This window comes from Trichlorobacter lovleyi (genome assembly GCF_015239775.1).
Classification (GTDB): Bacteria; Desulfobacterota; Desulfuromonadia; order Geobacterales; family Pseudopelobacteraceae; genus Trichlorobacter; species Trichlorobacter lovleyi_B.
In genome coordinates, this window is sequence record NZ_CP058409.1 from 1,535,291 (window position 1) to 1,550,879 (window position 15,589).

Annotated in this window: 15 protein-coding genes; 14 read left to right on the forward strand and 1 reads right to left on the reverse strand. The window is 54.4% G+C overall.

Annotation, left to right across the window (positions count from 1 at the left end):
• The first annotated feature begins 66 nt into the window (after positions 1-66).
• The 12 genes from pilB to FY034_RS07090 all read left to right on the forward strand — a co-directional run bounded on the left by pilB (position 67) and on the right by FY034_RS07090 (position 13,406).
• Complete coding sequence (gene pilB / locus FY034_RS07035) at positions 67-1,773, forward strand: type IV-A pilus assembly ATPase PilB (protein WP_265554712.1); 1,707 nt, start codon at positions 67-69, stop codon at positions 1,771-1,773.
• Between the two features lie 12 nt (positions 1,774-1,785).
• Positions 1,786-2,877: a type IV pilus twitching motility protein PilT gene (locus FY034_RS07040; protein ID WP_012469712.1), complete on the forward strand. Its 1,092-nt coding sequence runs from the start codon at positions 1,786-1,788 to the stop codon at positions 2,875-2,877.
• Positions 2,878-2,905: 28 nt separating this feature from the next.
• On the forward strand, positions 2,906-4,120 hold the full coding sequence (locus FY034_RS07045; protein ID WP_265554715.1) for a type II secretion system F family protein: 1,215 nt from the start codon (positions 2,906-2,908) through the stop codon (positions 4,118-4,120).
• A 3-nt stretch (positions 4,121-4,123) separates the two neighbouring features.
• Positions 4,124-5,773, forward strand: a complete 1,650-nt coding sequence (locus tag FY034_RS07050) for a two-component system sensor histidine kinase NtrB (protein ID WP_265554716.1) — start codon at positions 4,124-4,126, stop codon at positions 5,771-5,773.
• Entirely contained in the window at positions 5,748-7,118 is a 1,371-nt protein-coding gene (locus FY034_RS07055; protein WP_265554719.1) for a sigma-54-dependent transcriptional regulator, read from the forward strand. The genes FY034_RS07050 and FY034_RS07055 overlap by 26 nt, the downstream gene beginning before the upstream one ends.
• A 69-nt stretch (positions 7,119-7,187) precedes the next feature.
• Complete coding sequence (gene rfbB / locus FY034_RS07060) at positions 7,188-8,267, forward strand: dTDP-glucose 4,6-dehydratase (protein WP_265554721.1); 1,080 nt, start codon at positions 7,188-7,190, stop codon at positions 8,265-8,267.
• The gene (rfbD, locus tag FY034_RS07065; RefSeq protein ID WP_265554722.1) at positions 8,264-9,097 is read left to right on the forward strand and encodes a dTDP-4-dehydrorhamnose reductase; all 834 of its coding nucleotides are present in this window, start codon (positions 8,264-8,266) and stop codon (positions 9,095-9,097) included. The genes rfbB and rfbD overlap by 4 nt, the downstream gene beginning before the upstream one ends.
• A 3-nt stretch (positions 9,098-9,100) precedes the next feature.
• Positions 9,101-9,454 carry a cupin domain-containing protein gene (locus tag FY034_RS07070; RefSeq protein ID WP_078790996.1) on the forward strand — a complete coding sequence of 118 codons (354 nt, stop codon included), beginning with the start codon at positions 9,101-9,103 and terminating at the stop codon, positions 9,452-9,454.
• Positions 9,455-9,463: 9 nt separating this feature from the next.
• Complete coding sequence (locus FY034_RS07075; protein ID WP_265554726.1) at positions 9,464-10,540, forward strand: mannose-1-phosphate guanylyltransferase; 1,077 nt, start codon at positions 9,464-9,466, stop codon at positions 10,538-10,540.
• 76 nt (positions 10,541-10,616) lie between these two features.
• Positions 10,617-11,792 carry an 8-amino-7-oxononanoate synthase gene (gene bioF, locus FY034_RS07080; RefSeq protein WP_265554728.1) on the forward strand — a complete coding sequence of 392 codons (1,176 nt, stop codon included), beginning with the start codon at positions 10,617-10,619 and terminating at the stop codon, positions 11,790-11,792.
• Positions 11,792-12,604: an alpha/beta fold hydrolase gene (locus tag FY034_RS07085; protein ID WP_265554730.1), complete on the forward strand. Its 813-nt coding sequence runs from the start codon at positions 11,792-11,794 to the stop codon at positions 12,602-12,604. Before bioF ends, FY034_RS07085 begins: the two co-directional genes overlap by 1 nt.
• Complete coding sequence (locus FY034_RS07090; RefSeq protein ID WP_265554732.1) at positions 12,591-13,406, forward strand: methyltransferase domain-containing protein; 816 nt, start codon at positions 12,591-12,593, stop codon at positions 13,404-13,406. The genes FY034_RS07085 and FY034_RS07090 overlap by 14 nt, the downstream gene beginning before the upstream one ends.
• On the opposite strand, the gene FY034_RS07095 is transcribed toward FY034_RS07090, so the two are convergent.
• Positions 13,385-13,687: an ArsR/SmtB family transcription factor gene (locus FY034_RS07095; RefSeq protein ID WP_012469723.1), complete on the reverse strand. Its 303-nt coding sequence runs from the start codon at positions 13,685-13,687 to the stop codon at positions 13,385-13,387. The two genes, FY034_RS07090 and FY034_RS07095, sit on opposite strands and share 22 nt — an antisense overlap.
• 196 nt (positions 13,688-13,883) lie before the next feature.
• On the opposite strand from FY034_RS07095, the gene rimP reads away from it, so the two are divergent.
• Both rimP and nusA read left to right on the forward strand, forming a co-directional pair.
• Entirely contained in the window at positions 13,884-14,363 is a 480-nt protein-coding gene (gene rimP / locus FY034_RS07100; RefSeq protein WP_265554734.1) for a ribosome maturation factor RimP, read from the forward strand.
• A 67-nt stretch (positions 14,364-14,430) separates the two neighbouring features.
• Complete coding sequence (nusA, locus tag FY034_RS07105) at positions 14,431-15,588, forward strand: transcription termination factor NusA (RefSeq protein ID WP_265554736.1); 1,158 nt, start codon at positions 14,431-14,433, stop codon at positions 15,586-15,588.
• Position 15,589: the final 1 nt, after the last annotated feature.

Below are 15,589 nucleotides of genomic sequence, written 5' to 3' on the forward strand. Positions count from 1 at the left end.
CCGATTCCGACCGCTACTATCCGCACGTTACGCTCGGCTTTATCATAACCTTTTGACGGGAGTCCCATGCAGACGAGCCGCCTTGGCGATATTTTAGTCAAAAACAATATCATTACCAGTGAACAGCTGAGCGCTGCATTGCAGGAACAGAAGATGTCTGGCGGCCAGAGCAAGCTGGGTTCTATTCTGGTCAAGCAGGGGCTGATCAAAGAGCCTGATCTGGTGTCGTTTCTCTCACGCCAGTATGGCGTCCCCACCATCTGTCTCGCTGAGTATGAGATTGACCCCGCTGTCATAAAGATCATTCCGCCTGAAGTTGTCCAGAAATATAACCTGATACCGGTCAACCGGGCCGGCTCAACCCTGATCGTAGCGGTCAGTGATCCCTCCAATCTGTTTGCCATCGAAGATATCAAGTTCATGACCAGCTACAATGTTGAGATGGTTGTGACTGCCGAGTCCGATATCAAAGGGGCTATAGACAAGTATTACGACCAGTCTGCATCCCTGGCTGATGTGATGGATAACCTGGATATGGAGGATCTGGAACTGGTGGACACCGAGGAGGAGGTTGATGTCTCTTCCCTTGAACGTGCCACCGAGGATGCCCCGGTTGTCAAGCTGGTAAACCTGATTTTGATGGACGCCATTAAGAAGAAGGCCAGTGATATCCATATCGAGCCGTACGAAAAGACCTTTCGGGTCCGCTACCGGATAGACGGTGTCTTGTACGAAGTGATGAAACCCCCCATGAAGCTGAAGAATGCCATCACCTCCCGGATCAAGATCATGGCTGAGCTGGATATTGCTGAGCGCCGTTTGCCCCAGGACGGCCGGATCAAGATCAAGCTGGGAGGCGGCAGGGACATGGACTACCGGGTTTCATGTCTTCCAACACTTTTTGGTGAAAAGATCGTCTTGCGGCTGCTTGACAAGAGCAACCTGCAGACCGACCTGACCAAGCTGGGTTATGAACCGGATGCACTGGCCCACTTCAAACGTGAGATCCATAAGCCGTTCGGCATGGTACTGGTGACCGGCCCCACCGGTTCCGGAAAGACGGTGTCGCTCTATTCGGCACTGTCAGAACTGAACAAGGTGACTGAAAATATCTCCACCGCAGAAGATCCGGTTGAGTTTAACTTTGCCGGTATCAACCAGGTGCAGATGCATGAAGATATCGGGCTGAACTTTGCCGCAGCCCTGCGTTCCTTTCTGCGCCAGGATCCGGATATCATCATGATCGGTGAGATCCGGGACTTTGAAACGGCTGAAATTGCCGTCAAGGCCGCCCTGACCGGGCACTTGGTGCTTTCAACCCTGCATACCAACGATGCGCCGGCAACGATCAACCGTCTGCTTAATATGGGCATAGAACCGTTTCTGGTGGCCTCTGCCGTTAACCTGATCACAGCCCAGCGTCTGGCTCGACGTGTCTGCAGTGAGTGCAAGGAAAAGGAAGATATCCCGGTCCAGGCCCTGATTGATGCTGGTGTGCCTCCGGACGAGGCACCTGAATATGTCTGCTATAAAGGCAGGGGATGCCCAACTTGCAATAATACCGGCTACAAGGGCCGGGTCGGTTTTTATCAGGTCATGCCGATGCTCGAACCGATTCGGGAGCTGATTCTCAACGGTGCCAACACGGCTGAGATCAAAAGGGAGTCGATGCGACTCGGTATCAAGACCATGCGCCAGTCAGGTCTTACCAAGATCAAAGAAGGTGTTACATCTCTTGAAGAGGTTTTGCGGGTAACGGTTTCCGACGATTAAGGAGTCACTTTCATGGCTAATCTTCACGAACTTCTGAAAACCCTGGTGGAAGCAGGTGGGTCTGACCTTCACATTACCACCAATACCCAGCCTCAAATCAGGGTGGATGGTAAGTTGCAAAAGCTCGATATACCACCGTTAAATGCGGTGGAGACCAAGCAGCTCTGCTATTCGGTGCTGACTGACACCCAAAAACACAAATTTGAAGAGGAAAACGAGCTTGATCTTTCTTTCGGGGTCAAGGGGTTATCCCGTTTCCGGGGAAACATCTTTGTGCAGCGCGGTGCGGTGGCAGGGGTTTTCCGGGTTATTCCCTACAAGATCCTGTCTTTTGAAGAGCTTGGCCTGCCACCGGTTGTTAAGGAGCTGGCAGAAAAGCCCCGTGGTCTGATTCTGGTGACCGGACCTACCGGTAGCGGTAAATCAACCACCCTGGCTTCAATCATTGACTTCATTAACATCAACCGGAAAGAACACATTGTCACCATTGAGGATCCGATTGAATACCTGCATCCCCACAAAGGCTGTCTGGTGAATCAACGTGAGGTCGGAGCCGATACCAAGGGGTTTAAAAACGCCCTCAAGTACGTTCTGCGTCAGGACCCTGACGTCGTACTTGTTGGCGAATTACGGGATCTTGAGACGATTGAGGCTGCCCTGACCCTGTCCGAAACCGGTCACCTCTGTCTGGCGACTCTGCATACCAACTCCTGTGCCCAGACCATCAACCGGATTGTGGATGTATTCCCCCCCTATCAGCAGACCCAGATTCGTGCCCAACTCTCCTTTGTGCTGGAAGGGGTGATGTCCCAGGCGCTGATTCCCAAGATCGGCGGTGGCAGGGTTATGTCGCTCGAAATCATGGTGCCGAACCCTGCAATCCGCAACCTTATCAGGGAAGACAAGGTCCACCAGATCTACTCCCAGATGCAGGTCGGCCAGGAAAAATTCGGGATGCAGACCATGAACCAGTCGCTCTATTCGCTTTTTTCCCGGAGACTGATTACCCTTGATGATGCCATGGGGCGCACCTCTGATCCGGACGAATTGAGGCAGATGATCAACAATCCAACAATGGGGATGCGTCAGCAACCGCGCCGATAGCCGGATACGATTCTGAAGGAGGAACAGCATGCCAAAGTTTTCATGGGAAGGTAAAACCCGTACCGGATCAGTGCAAAGGGGGGTCACTGATGCGCCGGATGCAGCATCGGTTGAAGCCCAGCTGAAAAAGGCCGGTTTGCAGAATATTGTGGTAAAGGATCAATCCAAAGGGATGCAGTTCAAGCTGCCCAAGTTCGGTGGGGGGAGTATTGATACCAAGGATCTGGTTATCTTTACCCGTCAGTTTGCCACCATGATTGACTCTGGTCTTCCGTTGGTGCAGTGTCTGGATATCCTTTCTTCGCAACAGGAAAAGCCGGCATTTAAGGAGATCCTGTTGCGGGTCAAGGAGAGTGTCGAGAGCGGTTCTACCTTTGCCGATGCCTTGGCCAAGCACCCAAAGGCCTTTGATCAACTGTTTGTCAACCTGGTGGCTGCCGGTGAAATCGGCGGTATTCTTGATACTATTCTCAACCGGTTGGCAGCCTACATTGAAAAGGCCATGAAGTTGAAGAAGCAGATCAAGGGGGCCATGGTCTATCCGACCACAATCATGTCGATTGCGGTCATTGTTGTCGGCGTGATTCTGGTCTTTGTTATCCCCACCTTTGCCAAGATGTTTGCTGATTTTGGCGGTGAACTGCCTGCCCCTACCAAATTCGTGATCGGGCTCTCAAATTTCCTGCTGAAGTATATCGTGGTTATCATTATTGGCTGTTTCGCCATTGCTGCGGCGATCAAAAAATATTATGCCACTCCTACTGGTCGTAAAAAGATGGATGCCATGTTTTTGAAGGCTCCTATTGCCGGGCCATTGATCCGGAAGGTTGCTGTTGCCAAGTTTACCCGTACCCTGGGTACCATGGTCAGCTCCGGGGTGCCGATTATGGATGGCTTGGAGATTGTTGCCAAGACGGCAGGTAACAAGATTGTGGAAGAGGCCATCTATGGTGTCCGTCAGGCCATTTCTGAAGGTAAGACCATGGCTGAACCGCTGCAGTCCTGTGGGATCTTTCCTCCCATGGTGGTACAGATGATTGCCGTTGGCGAGGCCACAGGCGCCATGGATGCAATGCTGACCAAGATCGCCGATTTCTACGACGATGAGGTTGATGACGCCGTCTCTGCCATGACCGCCATGATGGAACCGCTCCTGATGGTTTTCCTGGGCACCACGGTTGGTGGACTGGTTGTTGCCATGTATCTGCCGATCTTTAAGCTGGCAGGTGCTGTTGGCGGTTAACTGATGAAAACTGAGCGTCGTTTAAGGCTCTTTATCTTTGCCAGGATAGTTGTTGTCGTACTCTTTCTGGTGTCAACCATCATCTTGAAGCTGAGTGATGCTGAAGCGATCAGTGATATCCAGTTTCGGGGTGTCGTTGAGTTGATGGTCCTTTCCTGCTGTGTTTCACTGGTCTCTCTGGCGGCCCTGCGCCGCCAGAGCTGGCTGCTCCCGCTTACCCGGCTGCAAATCGTCTGGGATATCCTGTTTGTAACACTGCTCCTGATGCTGACAGATGGTATTGCCAGCCCGTATTCATTCCTCTATCTGCTGGCGATCATGAGTGCCGGTATGCTGCTGAACCGGCAGCAGGCACTGTATACCGCAGCTCTTTGTATTATTCTGTATGGAGCAATGGTTGACCTGCAGTATTTTGGTATGCTTAGAGATATCGGCCTGAGCCCGGAAACTGCCCAGCAGCGGGGAAATGTGGTGATTTTCTATACCCTTTTTCTACACCTGGTGGGGTTTGTACTGGCAGCAATCATGGGGAGCCATCTGGCTGAGCGGGCCAGGTTGACAGAGGTGAACTATGAAGAGCTGAAACAACTGCACAGTACGATTGTGGAGAACCTGGAGAGTGGCCTCCTGACGATTACGCGGGATGGGCTTATCAGGGTTTTTAACCCCTATGTTGAAAAAATGACCGGCATGACCCAGGTCCATGCCTATGGCCGCCCGATCAGCGCCGTGTTCCCTTCATTGCCGGTTGTCAGTGGGGCGTTTGAGCACCATGGGCAAGGTGAGTTTTATTATCGACCGGCAAGCGGCACTCCTCTGACCATCGGCTATGCAACCATGCCGTTCAGGAACCTGCAGGGAGAAACTGCCGGTCTGATTGTAACACTCAAGGATCTGACCGGCTTCAAACAGATGGAGCTTGCCCTGAAACGGTCAGATCGTCTGGCAGCCCTGGGGGAACTGTCAGCCCGTATGGCCCATGAAATCCGTAACCCCCTGGCTGCCATCAGCGGGTCTGTACAGTTGTTGGCAGAGCATGGTAGTCTGCGGGAGCATGAATCAAGGCTGCTTGCCATTGTCATGCGTGAGTCGGACCGTCTGAACGGCCTGATTACTGATTTTTTGGCCTATGCCCGACCGACTCCTCCCCGTTTTGAACGCTTTAACCTGTATCATCTGGTGAGGGATCTACAGGCCTTGCTGATGGCTGATAGCCGTTTTGACAAGATCAGGCTTGTACTGGATCTTTCTGAGGATCTGACTGCCTGGGCTGATCGTGACCAGTTGCAGCAAGTGCTGCTGAATTTGTTGCATAATGCAGCAGAGGCGATGCCGGATGGCGGGGAGATCGTGGTCTCGGCAGATCTGCAGTCAGGAACTGATGATGCCGGCAGGGCCTTTTCCCTGCTCTGTCTGAAAGTTATGGATCAAGGATGTGGCATGAATGAGGATACCTGCCGGCATCTGTTTGAGCCATTCTGGACAACGAAACCGGCAGGAACCGGATTGGGGCTGGCAACGGTCTACCGGATTGTTGAAGGGCATGGCGGCATGATACAGGCTGACCCCCGTGATGGAGGGGGGACAATGATGACACTTTTGCTGCCGATGATGGAGGAGGGGCCTGGTGAGAACCAGAATACTGGTCGTTGATGATGAATTGAGCATGCGGGAGTTTATCTCGATCCTGCTTGAGCGCGAAGGGTATGAGGTGCTGACGGCTGCGGATGCAGCCACCGCACTTACCCGACTGGCTGCCTCGGATATCGATCTGGTGATTTCAGATGTGCAGATGCCGGGCTTAAGCGGCCTGGAGCTGCTTGCCCGGATTAAGGAGAACAAACCTGATACTGCAGTGCTCTTGATTACCGCCTTTTCAACGGCCGAGCAGGCGGTTGAGGCGATGAAGCTGGGGGCCTATGATTACCTGGCCAAGCCGTTTAAGGTGGATGAAATCAAGATCCTGGTTAAGAACGCCTTGGAAAAGCGTGACCTGAAGCGTGAAAACCGGCAACTGCGGGAAAAGGCCGGTGTCTGTGAAGGATATGGCGGTATTGTCGGTACGTCACAGCGGATGAAAGAGGTCTTTAATCTGCTGCGTAAGGTTGCCGAGTCCCAGACCACGGTGCTTGTTTCCGGCGAAAGCGGCACCGGTAAAGAGTTGGCAGCCAAGGCGATTCATGAAGGCAGTAGTCGTAAAAATAAGCCGTTTGTGGCGGTGAATTGTGGTGCAATTCCTGAAAATCTGATTGAGAGTGAACTGTTCGGCCATGTCAAAGGGGCCTTTACCGGTGCCGTGGGAGAGCGGGCCGGGCTGTTTGAACAGGCAAGCGGCGGAACGGTTTTTCTTGATGAGATCGGCGAGCTGCCGTTGGCGATGCAGACCCGCCTGCTACGGGTGATTCAGGAACGTGAAGTGCGCCGGGTCGGCGGATCAGCCACCAAAAAGGTTGATGTGCGTCTGCTGGCGGCCTCAAACCGCGATCTGGCACTACAGGTGAAGGAAGGTACCTTTCGCGAGGATCTCTACTATCGGATCAATGTCGTCCAGGTGGTGATGCCTCCCCTGCGGGAACGGGTTGAGGATATTCCACTGTTGGTTGAACATCTGGTCAGGAAACATTGCGGCAGCGGCGGGATTGTTACTTCGGAAGCACTTAAATGCCTGATGGCCTACCCATTCCCCGGAAACGTGCGGGAGCTGGAGAATATTATTGAGCGCAGTCTGGTGCTCGATCGTGAACGGATTACCCTGGATAGCCTGCCCGCCCAGGTCAGGGGGGCGATCAAACGCTTTGACCTGCATGCTGCAATTGAGCTGCCTGATGAAGGGATCGATCTGGAGCCGGCCCTTGAAAATCTGGAGAAACAGTATCTGGTGAAGGCCCTGGAGAAATCAGGCGGCAGTAAGACCAAGGCCGCCGATCTGCTGGGGATGTCGTTCCGCTCCTATCGCTACAAACTGTCTAAATTCGGGTTGGCTGCTGAGGGTGAGTAATGAACCCTGGGCTTCCCCTTACACCCTCTCTGTGCTATAGAACCGCTTACTCCACTTAAGGAACAGTCCATGTCTGAGAAACAGTTTCAACCCACCGCCCTGCTGGTGACCGGTGGGGCCGGTTTTATCGGTTCCAATTTCATCAACCGCTTCATGCCGTTGAACCCTGGTTGCCGTGTCGTCAACCTTGATGCCCTGACCTATGCCGGCAACCTGAAAAACCTGACGACTGTTGAGCACAGCACAAACTATCGCTTTGTTAAAGGTGATATTGGTGATGCCGTACTGGTGGCGTCGCTGCTGGCTGAAGAAAAGATTGATGCGGTGGTGCATTTTGCGGCTGAGTCCCATGTGGACCGTTCCATAACCGGCCCGGAGATATTTGTCCGTACCAATGTACTGGGTACCCAGGTGTTGTTGGAGGAAAGCCGTAAACACTGGCAGTCGGGTATGGTGCCGAGTTTCCGCTACTATCAGATTTCCACCGATGAGGTCTACGGCTCATTGGGGGAGACCGGCTATTTTACTGAGGAGACACCGCTGGCTGCCAACTCTCCCTATTCTGCCTCCAAGGCCGGTGCAGACCTGCTGGTGCGGGCCTATCATGAGACCTTTGGCATGCCGACGCTTGTTTCACGCTGTTCCAACAACTATGGTCCCTACCACTTTCCTGAAAAGCTGATCCCTCTTTTGATCGCCAATATCATCGCCAGAAAACCGCTGCCGGTCTATGGTGATGGCAGCAATGTGCGGGACTGGCTGCACGTCGGAGATCATGGTGCCGCCATCGAGTGTATTCTGAAGGGGGCCAAGCCAGGTTCGGTCTACAATATCGGTGGTAATAACGAATGGCAGAATATCGCCATTGTCAATCTGGTCTGTGACCTGCTGGATAGTAAGCTAGGCAGGCAGCCGGGCGAAAACCGCAGCCTGATCACGTTTGTCAAGGACCGTCCCGGCCATGACCGGCGTTATGCCATTGATGCCTCCAAACTTAAACAGGATCTGGGGTGGTCTCCGTCCTATACCTTTGAAACCGGTATAGCCGAGACCATTGACTGGTATCTGGCCAACCAGCACTGGGTTGCAGAAGTTACCAGTGGCAGCTACCGTGACTACTACCAGCAGCAGTACGGAGGTGCAGCATGATCCTGGTGGTGGGAGCAAACGGGATGCTGGGGCAGGATCTGATGAGCCTGCTGGGTGAGCGGGGCAGGGGAGTGGACCTGCCGGACATTGATATTACTGATATGGTCTCTGTGCAACAGGTACTGACTACCCTGAAACCCAAGGTGGTGATCAACTGCGCTGCCTACACGGATGTGGATGGCTGTGAAACCAACCCGGAGACCGCCATGCAGGTCAATGGTGAGGGGGTGGCCTTTCTTGCCCTGGTGACCCGTGAGATCGAGGCCAAGCTTGTGCAGGTCAGCACAGATTACGTCTTCGACGGCAGTAAGGGCAGTCCCTATGGTGAGGATGACCTGCAGCAACCGCTGAACATCTATGGTGAATCCAAACTGGCTGGCGAACTGAATGTGGATATCAACCCTGACAACCTGCTGGTGCGGACCCAGTGGTTGTATGGCCTGCATGGCAAGAATTTTGTGGAAACCATGCTGAAGCTGGGGCAGGAAAAGAAAGAACTGACGGTGGTGGATGACCAGATCGGTTCTCCCACCTGGACCATGGATCTGGCCAGGGGGATCATTGCCCTGATTGATAAAGGCTGCCGTGGCACCTATCACTGCGCCAACAGCGGCCATACCTCCTGGAACGGCTTTGCCAAGGCGATCTTTGACGAGGCCGGGTTGAAGCTGCAGGTGCTGCCCATGACCACCGAGCAGTTGAACCGCCCGGCCCGGCGTCCTCTCTACTCAACCCTTGATTGCAGCAAGCTGGTTGCTGATACCGGCTTTGAGCCGCAACCATGGCACGAGGCACTGAAACAGTACCTGCAGCTGAGGAAGGAATCCTGATATATGACACTGGAGCGTGGAGAGCGGCCCTGGGGCACCTACACGGTGCTTGAGGAAAACAGTCACTACAAGATCAAGCGGATTGAGGTGTTGCCGGGACAACGGCTGTCACTGCAGAAACATCACCATCGCAGCGAACACTGGATCGTGGTCTCGGGAACGGCCCTGGTGACCTGTGGTGAACGTGAATTCATGGTAAATGTCAATGAGTCCACCTTTATTCCGATCGGTGAACAGCACCGTCTGCAAAATCCCGGCAAGATCCCGCTGGTTATTATTGAGGTACAGAGCGGTGAATATCTGGGTGAGGATGACATTGTCCGTTTTCAGGATGACTACCAGCGGGCTGAGGAGTAGGGAGGCGCTATGTATGTTGTGATACTGGCAGGAGGTTCCGGCACCCGTTTCTGGCCGGTTTCCCGCACGGCACGTCCCAAACAGCTGATCAGCGTGACCGATGGCCCCACCATGCTGCAACGGACCGTTGAGCGTATCCTGCCGCTTAAACCCAAAAGGGTTCTGGTCATAACCAACCGGCTGCAGGCTGCAGAAACAGAACGTCAGCTGGCCGGATACCGGGCCTCGGTGCCGGTTGATGTGATTGCCGAGCCGGTGGGGCGTAATACTGCCCCGGCAGTGGGGCTGGCTGCCACCATCATTGCTGCCCATGACCCGGAAGGAGTGATGGCAGTTCTGCCTGCCGACCATTATATACGGGATGATGCCGGGCTGTGCCAGTGTCTGCTGCAGGCTGCCGGTTCTGCCCGCAACGGCTGGCTGATGACCCTGGGTATTGTGCCAACCAGTCCTGAGACCGGCTATGGCTACCTTGAGGCAGATATGAGCCTGAGGGGGCTCGGTCCCTTCCCGGTGACGCGCTTTGTGGAAAAACCGGATCGTGCCACCGCCCTTGCCTATCTGGAGGCTGGTACCTTTTTCTGGAACAGCGGCATGTTTGTCTGGCGTGCAGATACGATCCTGGCCGAGATTGGACGTTACATGCCGGAACTTGCTGCCAGACTGGAACAGATGACCTTTGGTTATGTCTGGGACCTGGCTGATTTGTCGGGCCAGATCGCAGAGATGTATACTGCCATTGTTGGCCAGTCCATTGATTATGGGGTCATGGAACAATCTGAACGGGTCCAGATGGTCCCTGCTGATATTGGCTGGAGTGATGTGGGTAGCTGGTCAGCCTTGCCGGAAGTCGCGGAGCTTGACGCACAGGGCACGGTGGTTGCCAACTGCAGCAATTACGTGAATGTTGACAGCAGCGGCTGTATTGTCTCCGGTAATGGTAATGTTGTCGCGACCGTGGGGGTGCATGACCTGATTGTGGTTGCCACCCCTGATGCCGTACTGGTCTGCCCGAAGGATCGGGCTCAGGATGTCAAGAAGGTGGTTGAACAGCTGGCTGCTCAAGGGCTGGAGAACTATTTGTAGCTAACTAAAAAAGGGGGGCGATACTCCTCTTTTTTGTGATCTGGTTGTCAACTTTGATTTGTTTGGAAGGTTAACAATGCCGTTGCAGCTTCTCTCTCAAAGGCTTGAGAAAATTCACCATGATGGTCTGTACCGCAGTCTGCGGTCGGTTGAACGGACAACATCGCAGGTCTGTGTTGAAGGTCGTCAGGCGCTCTTGTTCTGTTCAAACAACTATCTGGGGCTGGCAGAACACCCAGCCCTGGCACAGGCCGCGGCTGATGCCGCCGTGCAGTATGGCACCTCCAGTGCCGCTTCGCGGCTGGTCTCCGGCAACCAGCCGTTGCATCAGGAGCTTGAAGATAAGCTGGCTGCCTGGAAAGGAACGGAAGCCGCTCTGTTGTTTAACAGCGGCTATGCAGCCAACACCGGCATCATTGCTGCCCTGGCCGGGCGGGGTGACATCATCTTTTCTGACCGGCTTAATCATGCCAGCATCATTGATGGGGCCCTGCTCTCAGGGGCAAGGCTGATCCGTTATCCCCATAATGACATCCAGGCACTGGCACGCCTGTTGGAACAGCATCAGGCAGACGGTCTGAGACTGATCGTGACTGACGGGGTCTTCAGCATGGATGGCGATATCGCCCCGTTAAAAGCGATTGCAGATTTGGCAGAACAGCATCAGACCCTCTTGATGGTGGATGATGCCCATGCCGGAGGGGTGCTGGGGCAGCAGGGCAGAGGAACGGTTGATTTTTGCGGCGTTGCAGGGCGGGTTGACATTCAGATGGGGACCTTTGGCAAGGCCCTGGGCAGCTTTGGCGCCTATGCTGCCTGTTCAAGGCTGGTGCGGGACTATCTGATCAACCGTTCACGTTCATTGATCTTTTCCACTTCCCTGCCACCGGCAGTGCTGGCCGCCTCGTCAGCAGCCGTTGATTTGGTGCGGTGCAAGGAAGGTCAGCAATTACGGCAGCAACTTGCGGATAACGGTACGCTGTTGCGTTCGCTCCTGCAGCAGGCCGGCTGCAAGGTTCCTGATGGCTGTACGCCGATTGTTCCGGTTATGGTGGGTGATGCGGAAACGACCACTCGCTTTTCAGCCAGATTGCTGGAGGAAGGGGTCTTTGTGCAGGGAATCCGGCCGCCGACCGTACCCAAAGGGACCAGCCGTCTGCGGTGTACGGTCATGGCCAGCCATAGCCCGGAGCAGATCCGCCAGGCAGCGGCTGCCATTGTCCGGGTTGGCCGGGAACTGGGGGTGCTCTGATGCCGTTTGCAGGGCCAATCTGGTATGATGAGTGCGGTGCGGGACAGCCGGTCCTGTTCGTACATGGCTGGTGCATGTCATCAGCTGTCTGGGGATTGCAGCGGGACCCGCTGGCTGAACAATGCCGTGTTATTGCTTTGGATCTGCGGGGACATGGGTTGTCAGGAGTGCCCGAGGCGGGAAAAACAGGATTCGGCGGCTACGCTGATGACGTTGTCAGTGTTGTTGAACAGCTTGATCTGCAGGATGTCGTTGCCGTTGGCTGGTCCCTGGGGGCACAGGCCCTGCTCAAGGCTTGGCCGGATCTGCAGGAACGGCTGGCCGGGCTGGTGCTGGTGGGAGCAACCCCGCGTTTTTCAGCAGCCCCTCACTTTCCCCATGGTTTGCCTCCGAAAGAGGCTGAAGGGATGCGCCTGAAGGTGCGCCGCAGCCTTAAACGGGCCCTGGACGGTTTTCATCGCAATCTGTTTGTTGAACATGAGCTTGATGACCCTGTTGTTGCGCAACTGGTTGCGGAGCAGTTAGGGCAGGTTGTCATGCCACAGCCTGCTGCTGCCCTTGCGGGGCTTGAGGCGTTGATGGAGGAGGAACTCATGGAAGAGGCCCAGCAGGTCACCTGTCCCACCCTGCTGCTGCATGGCGACCAGGATCGGGTCTGCCTGCCTGCTGCTTCAGCCTGGCTGGGACAACGGATGCAGAACAGCCAGCGCCTGCTCTATCCTGGCGCTGGTCATGCCCCGTTTTTAAGCCGTGCCCGGCAATTCAACCATGATCTGTTACATTTTGTTGGAGAACTGCATGGCACAGATTGATCGGCAGAGGGTCCAGTGCTCGTTTCACCGCGGAGCAGGAGAGTATGACCAGCATACGCCGGTTCAGCAGCGGGTGTTGCGGCAACTGCTCCAGGCACTTGGGCAGTTGCCGCTTGCTGCAGATGCACGTGTGCTGGATATCGGGTGCGGTACCGGACGTCTACTGGAACTGGTGAAACAGCATTTCCCGGGCACCGCCCTGACCGGTCTGGACCTGACTCCCAATATGCTGCAGCAGGCAGCTGCCCGTCTGGGGGAAAATGCCCGACTGGTACAGGGAGACGCAGAACAGCTCCCCTTTGCCGATAACAGCTTTCAACTGGTTCTTTCCAGCTCGACCTTTCAATGGCTTGACAATCTGCAGCACTGTTTTGAAGAAGCCGGGCGTGTGCTTGAACCGGAAGGGCGTTTTTTATTCAGCCTGTTTGGTGAAGGGACACTCTTTGAGTTGCGGGAATCGTGGCACCAAGCCTTACTGAATACCGGACGGTCAGACGGGACAACACACAACGGTACTCATCGTTTTCATGGCAGTGAACAGGTCCGGCATGCCCTGGAATTGACGGGCTTCCGTGAAATAGCGGTCTGGTCCGGGCTGGAACAGGTCTGGTATCAGGATGTGCCGCATCTGCTGCAGGCAATCAAACGGATTGGGGCGGGGACTGCGCGGCCACCATCCGGTGGCGGACTGGGGTGGCGCAGGGTGCTGCATGAGATGGCAGCGGTCTATTACGAACGGTTTGGTACGCCTGACGGTGTGCCGGTCAGTTATAGGGTGATTTATGCAACAGGCAGGCGCTGATCTGAGTTCATTAGTGCAGCGATCAGTTTCTTTGCCAGGGGGTGAATAACGCTGTAATGGACCTCGACACCGTCACGCTTGCCCTCAATGATGCCTTTGTTCTTCAGCAGGGCCAGATGTTGGGATACCGTCGCCTGAGGCAGGTTGAGACATTCCCAGATATGCTTGACATTGCACTCCTGGGTACACAGTCCAGCCACGATCTTGAGACGGATCGGGTGTCCCAGAACCTTCAGAATTTCAGCCTCATTGCTAAACATCATATTTTTGTCAAAATCCATGGAAAGTCCTATCTGTAGGCGATTTTTGAAAACTATATATATAAATATTTTTCCTGTCAATCGGCTCAAAACAATTGTTGTTTAAAAACAAAAGGCTTGCAACCTCCGGGGAGCTGTGATATTGCCTTGCCTACATTTTGTGCTGTCTGACAAAGTGGGCTCGCAAAGCCCACTTTTTTATTGCCTGGAGTTTTTCATGAGTGGAGCTGATCCCATACTGCGGGTAGAGACGTTGCTTCAGCCAATTCTTGATGCAATGGGACTTGAGCTGGTGGAGCTTGAGTTCAAGAAGGTTGGACGGAGCTATCTGCTGCGGGTCTTCATTGACAAGCCGGACGGGGTGAATCTGGATGACTGTGCTGAAGTAAGCCGTGAACTGTCGGTGCAGCTTGATGTTGAGGACTGTATTGTCAGCCGCTATACCCTGGAAGTGTCGTCACCGGGCCTTGACCGGCCACTGAAAAAGGAACAGGATTTCATTCGTTATCAAGGGCGACTTGCCGTGGTGAAAACCACGGAACTGCTGACGGATGAAAAAGGAAGCCCGCGCAAGACTTTCCTTGGTTTCATTGAAGGGGTTGAGGGTGGCGTGGTAACGATCCGTTTAAAGGAGGGTCCCCAGGCCCGTATTCCCTGGGACAAGATTGCCAAGGCGCATCTTGAGTTTGAATTCTAGCGTAATCAAAGCCGCTTTGCCGTATTAGTTAATTTTTAATCCGTGACCGCATAAGGAGATTCGTGCCGTGGATACAATCGTCAGTCTCAAACAGGCCATCGAGCAGATCGTGAAAGAGAAGGGGATCGACCGTCAGGTGGTGATCGAGGCGATGGAACAGGCAGTTCTGTCTGCTGCCAATAAAAAATATCGTAATACCCGCAACCTGGAAGCACATTATAACAATGACACCGGCGAGGTGGAACTGTTTGAATATGTGGTGGTGGTGGAAGAGGTACAGGATTCCTACACCGAGATCTCACTGGATGAGGCCCGTGAAATGGACCCCGAGTGTGAGGTCGGTGATGAACTGGGTGAGAAAATTGATTCCGGTGACTTTGGCCGGATTGCTGCACAGACAGCCAAGCAGGTTATTATCCAGAAGGTGCGTGAAGCAGAGCGCGAGACCGTCTTCAATGAATACAAGGATCGCCAGTGGGAAATCGTGACCGGTCAGGTCCGTCGTTTTGAACGCGGCGATCTGCTGATTGACCTCGGCCGGGCAGAAGCGATATTGTCTGGCAAAGAGCAGATGCCCCGTGAAGTGTACCGTCCCGGAGACCGGATCCGGGCCATTATCACCGACATCGCCATGACCACCAAGGGGCCGCAGATCATCCTGTCCCGCACCCATCCCCAGATGCTGGCCAAGCTGTTTGAGGCTGAAGTCCCGGAGATCGGTGAGGGGTTGGTTGAGATTGTTAATGTGGTGCGTGATCCGGGGAGCCGGGCCAAGATTGCCGTTGCCTCCCATGACCGTGATATTGATCCGGTTGGCGCCTGCGTTGGTATGCGCGGCTCACGTGTCCAGAATGTTGTTTCCGAACTGCGTGGCGAGAAGATCGACATCATCCCCTGGTCGGCTGATATCGCCCGTTTTGTCTGCAATGCGCTGTCGCCGGCCCAGGTTGTCAAGGTCTTTATGGACGAGGAACAACGTACGCTTGAGGTGATTGTGCCTGATGACCAGCTCTCCCTTGCAATCGGCAAGCGTGGCCAGAACGTCAGCCTTGCTGCCCGGCTGACCGGCTGCCGGATCGACATCAAGGGTGAAGGCAAGGTGGAGGAAGGTGATCTTGAAGAATTCGCTTCCTTTGATGGTACCCATGTTGATGAAGAGCCGGAAGAAGTAAGCATGGATGAAGAGACTGATCAGCAACAACCGGAACCGGAGATTGCTGCCTAAG

Excerpts from the sequence above, each read along its gene's own strand:
- FY034_RS07045 (WP_265554715.1), top strand. The coding sequence starts at position 2,906 with ATGCCAAAGTTTTCATGGGAAGGTAAAACCCGTACCGGATCAGTGCAA.
- rfbD (WP_265554722.1), top strand. The coding sequence starts at position 8,264 with ATGATCCTGGTGGTGGGAGCAAACGGGATGCTGGGGCAGGATCTGATG.
- FY034_RS07040 (WP_012469712.1), top strand. The coding sequence starts at position 1,786 with ATGGCTAATCTTCACGAACTTCTGAAAACCCTGGTGGAAGCAGGTGGG.
- FY034_RS07095 (WP_012469723.1), bottom strand. The coding sequence starts at position 13,687 with ATGGATTTTGACAAAAATATGATGTTTAGCAATGAGGCTGAAATTCTG.
- FY034_RS07075 (WP_265554726.1), top strand. The coding sequence starts at position 9,464 with ATGTATGTTGTGATACTGGCAGGAGGTTCCGGCACCCGTTTCTGGCCG.
- FY034_RS07085 (WP_265554730.1), top strand. The coding sequence starts at position 11,792 with ATGCCGTTTGCAGGGCCAATCTGGTATGATGAGTGCGGTGCGGGACAG.
- rfbB (WP_265554721.1), top strand. The coding sequence starts at position 7,188 with ATGTCTGAGAAACAGTTTCAACCCACCGCCCTGCTGGTGACCGGTGGG.
- pilB (WP_265554712.1), top strand. The coding sequence starts at position 67 with ATGCAGACGAGCCGCCTTGGCGATATTTTAGTCAAAAACAATATCATT.
- FY034_RS07090 (WP_265554732.1), top strand. The coding sequence starts at position 12,591 with ATGGCACAGATTGATCGGCAGAGGGTCCAGTGCTCGTTTCACCGCGGA.
- FY034_RS07070 (WP_078790996.1), top strand. The coding sequence starts at position 9,101 with ATGACACTGGAGCGTGGAGAGCGGCCCTGGGGCACCTACACGGTGCTT.
- bioF (WP_265554728.1), top strand. The coding sequence starts at position 10,617 with ATGCCGTTGCAGCTTCTCTCTCAAAGGCTTGAGAAAATTCACCATGAT.
- FY034_RS07050 (WP_265554716.1), top strand. The coding sequence starts at position 4,124 with ATGAAAACTGAGCGTCGTTTAAGGCTCTTTATCTTTGCCAGGATAGTT.
- rimP (WP_265554734.1), top strand. The coding sequence starts at position 13,884 with ATGAGTGGAGCTGATCCCATACTGCGGGTAGAGACGTTGCTTCAGCCA.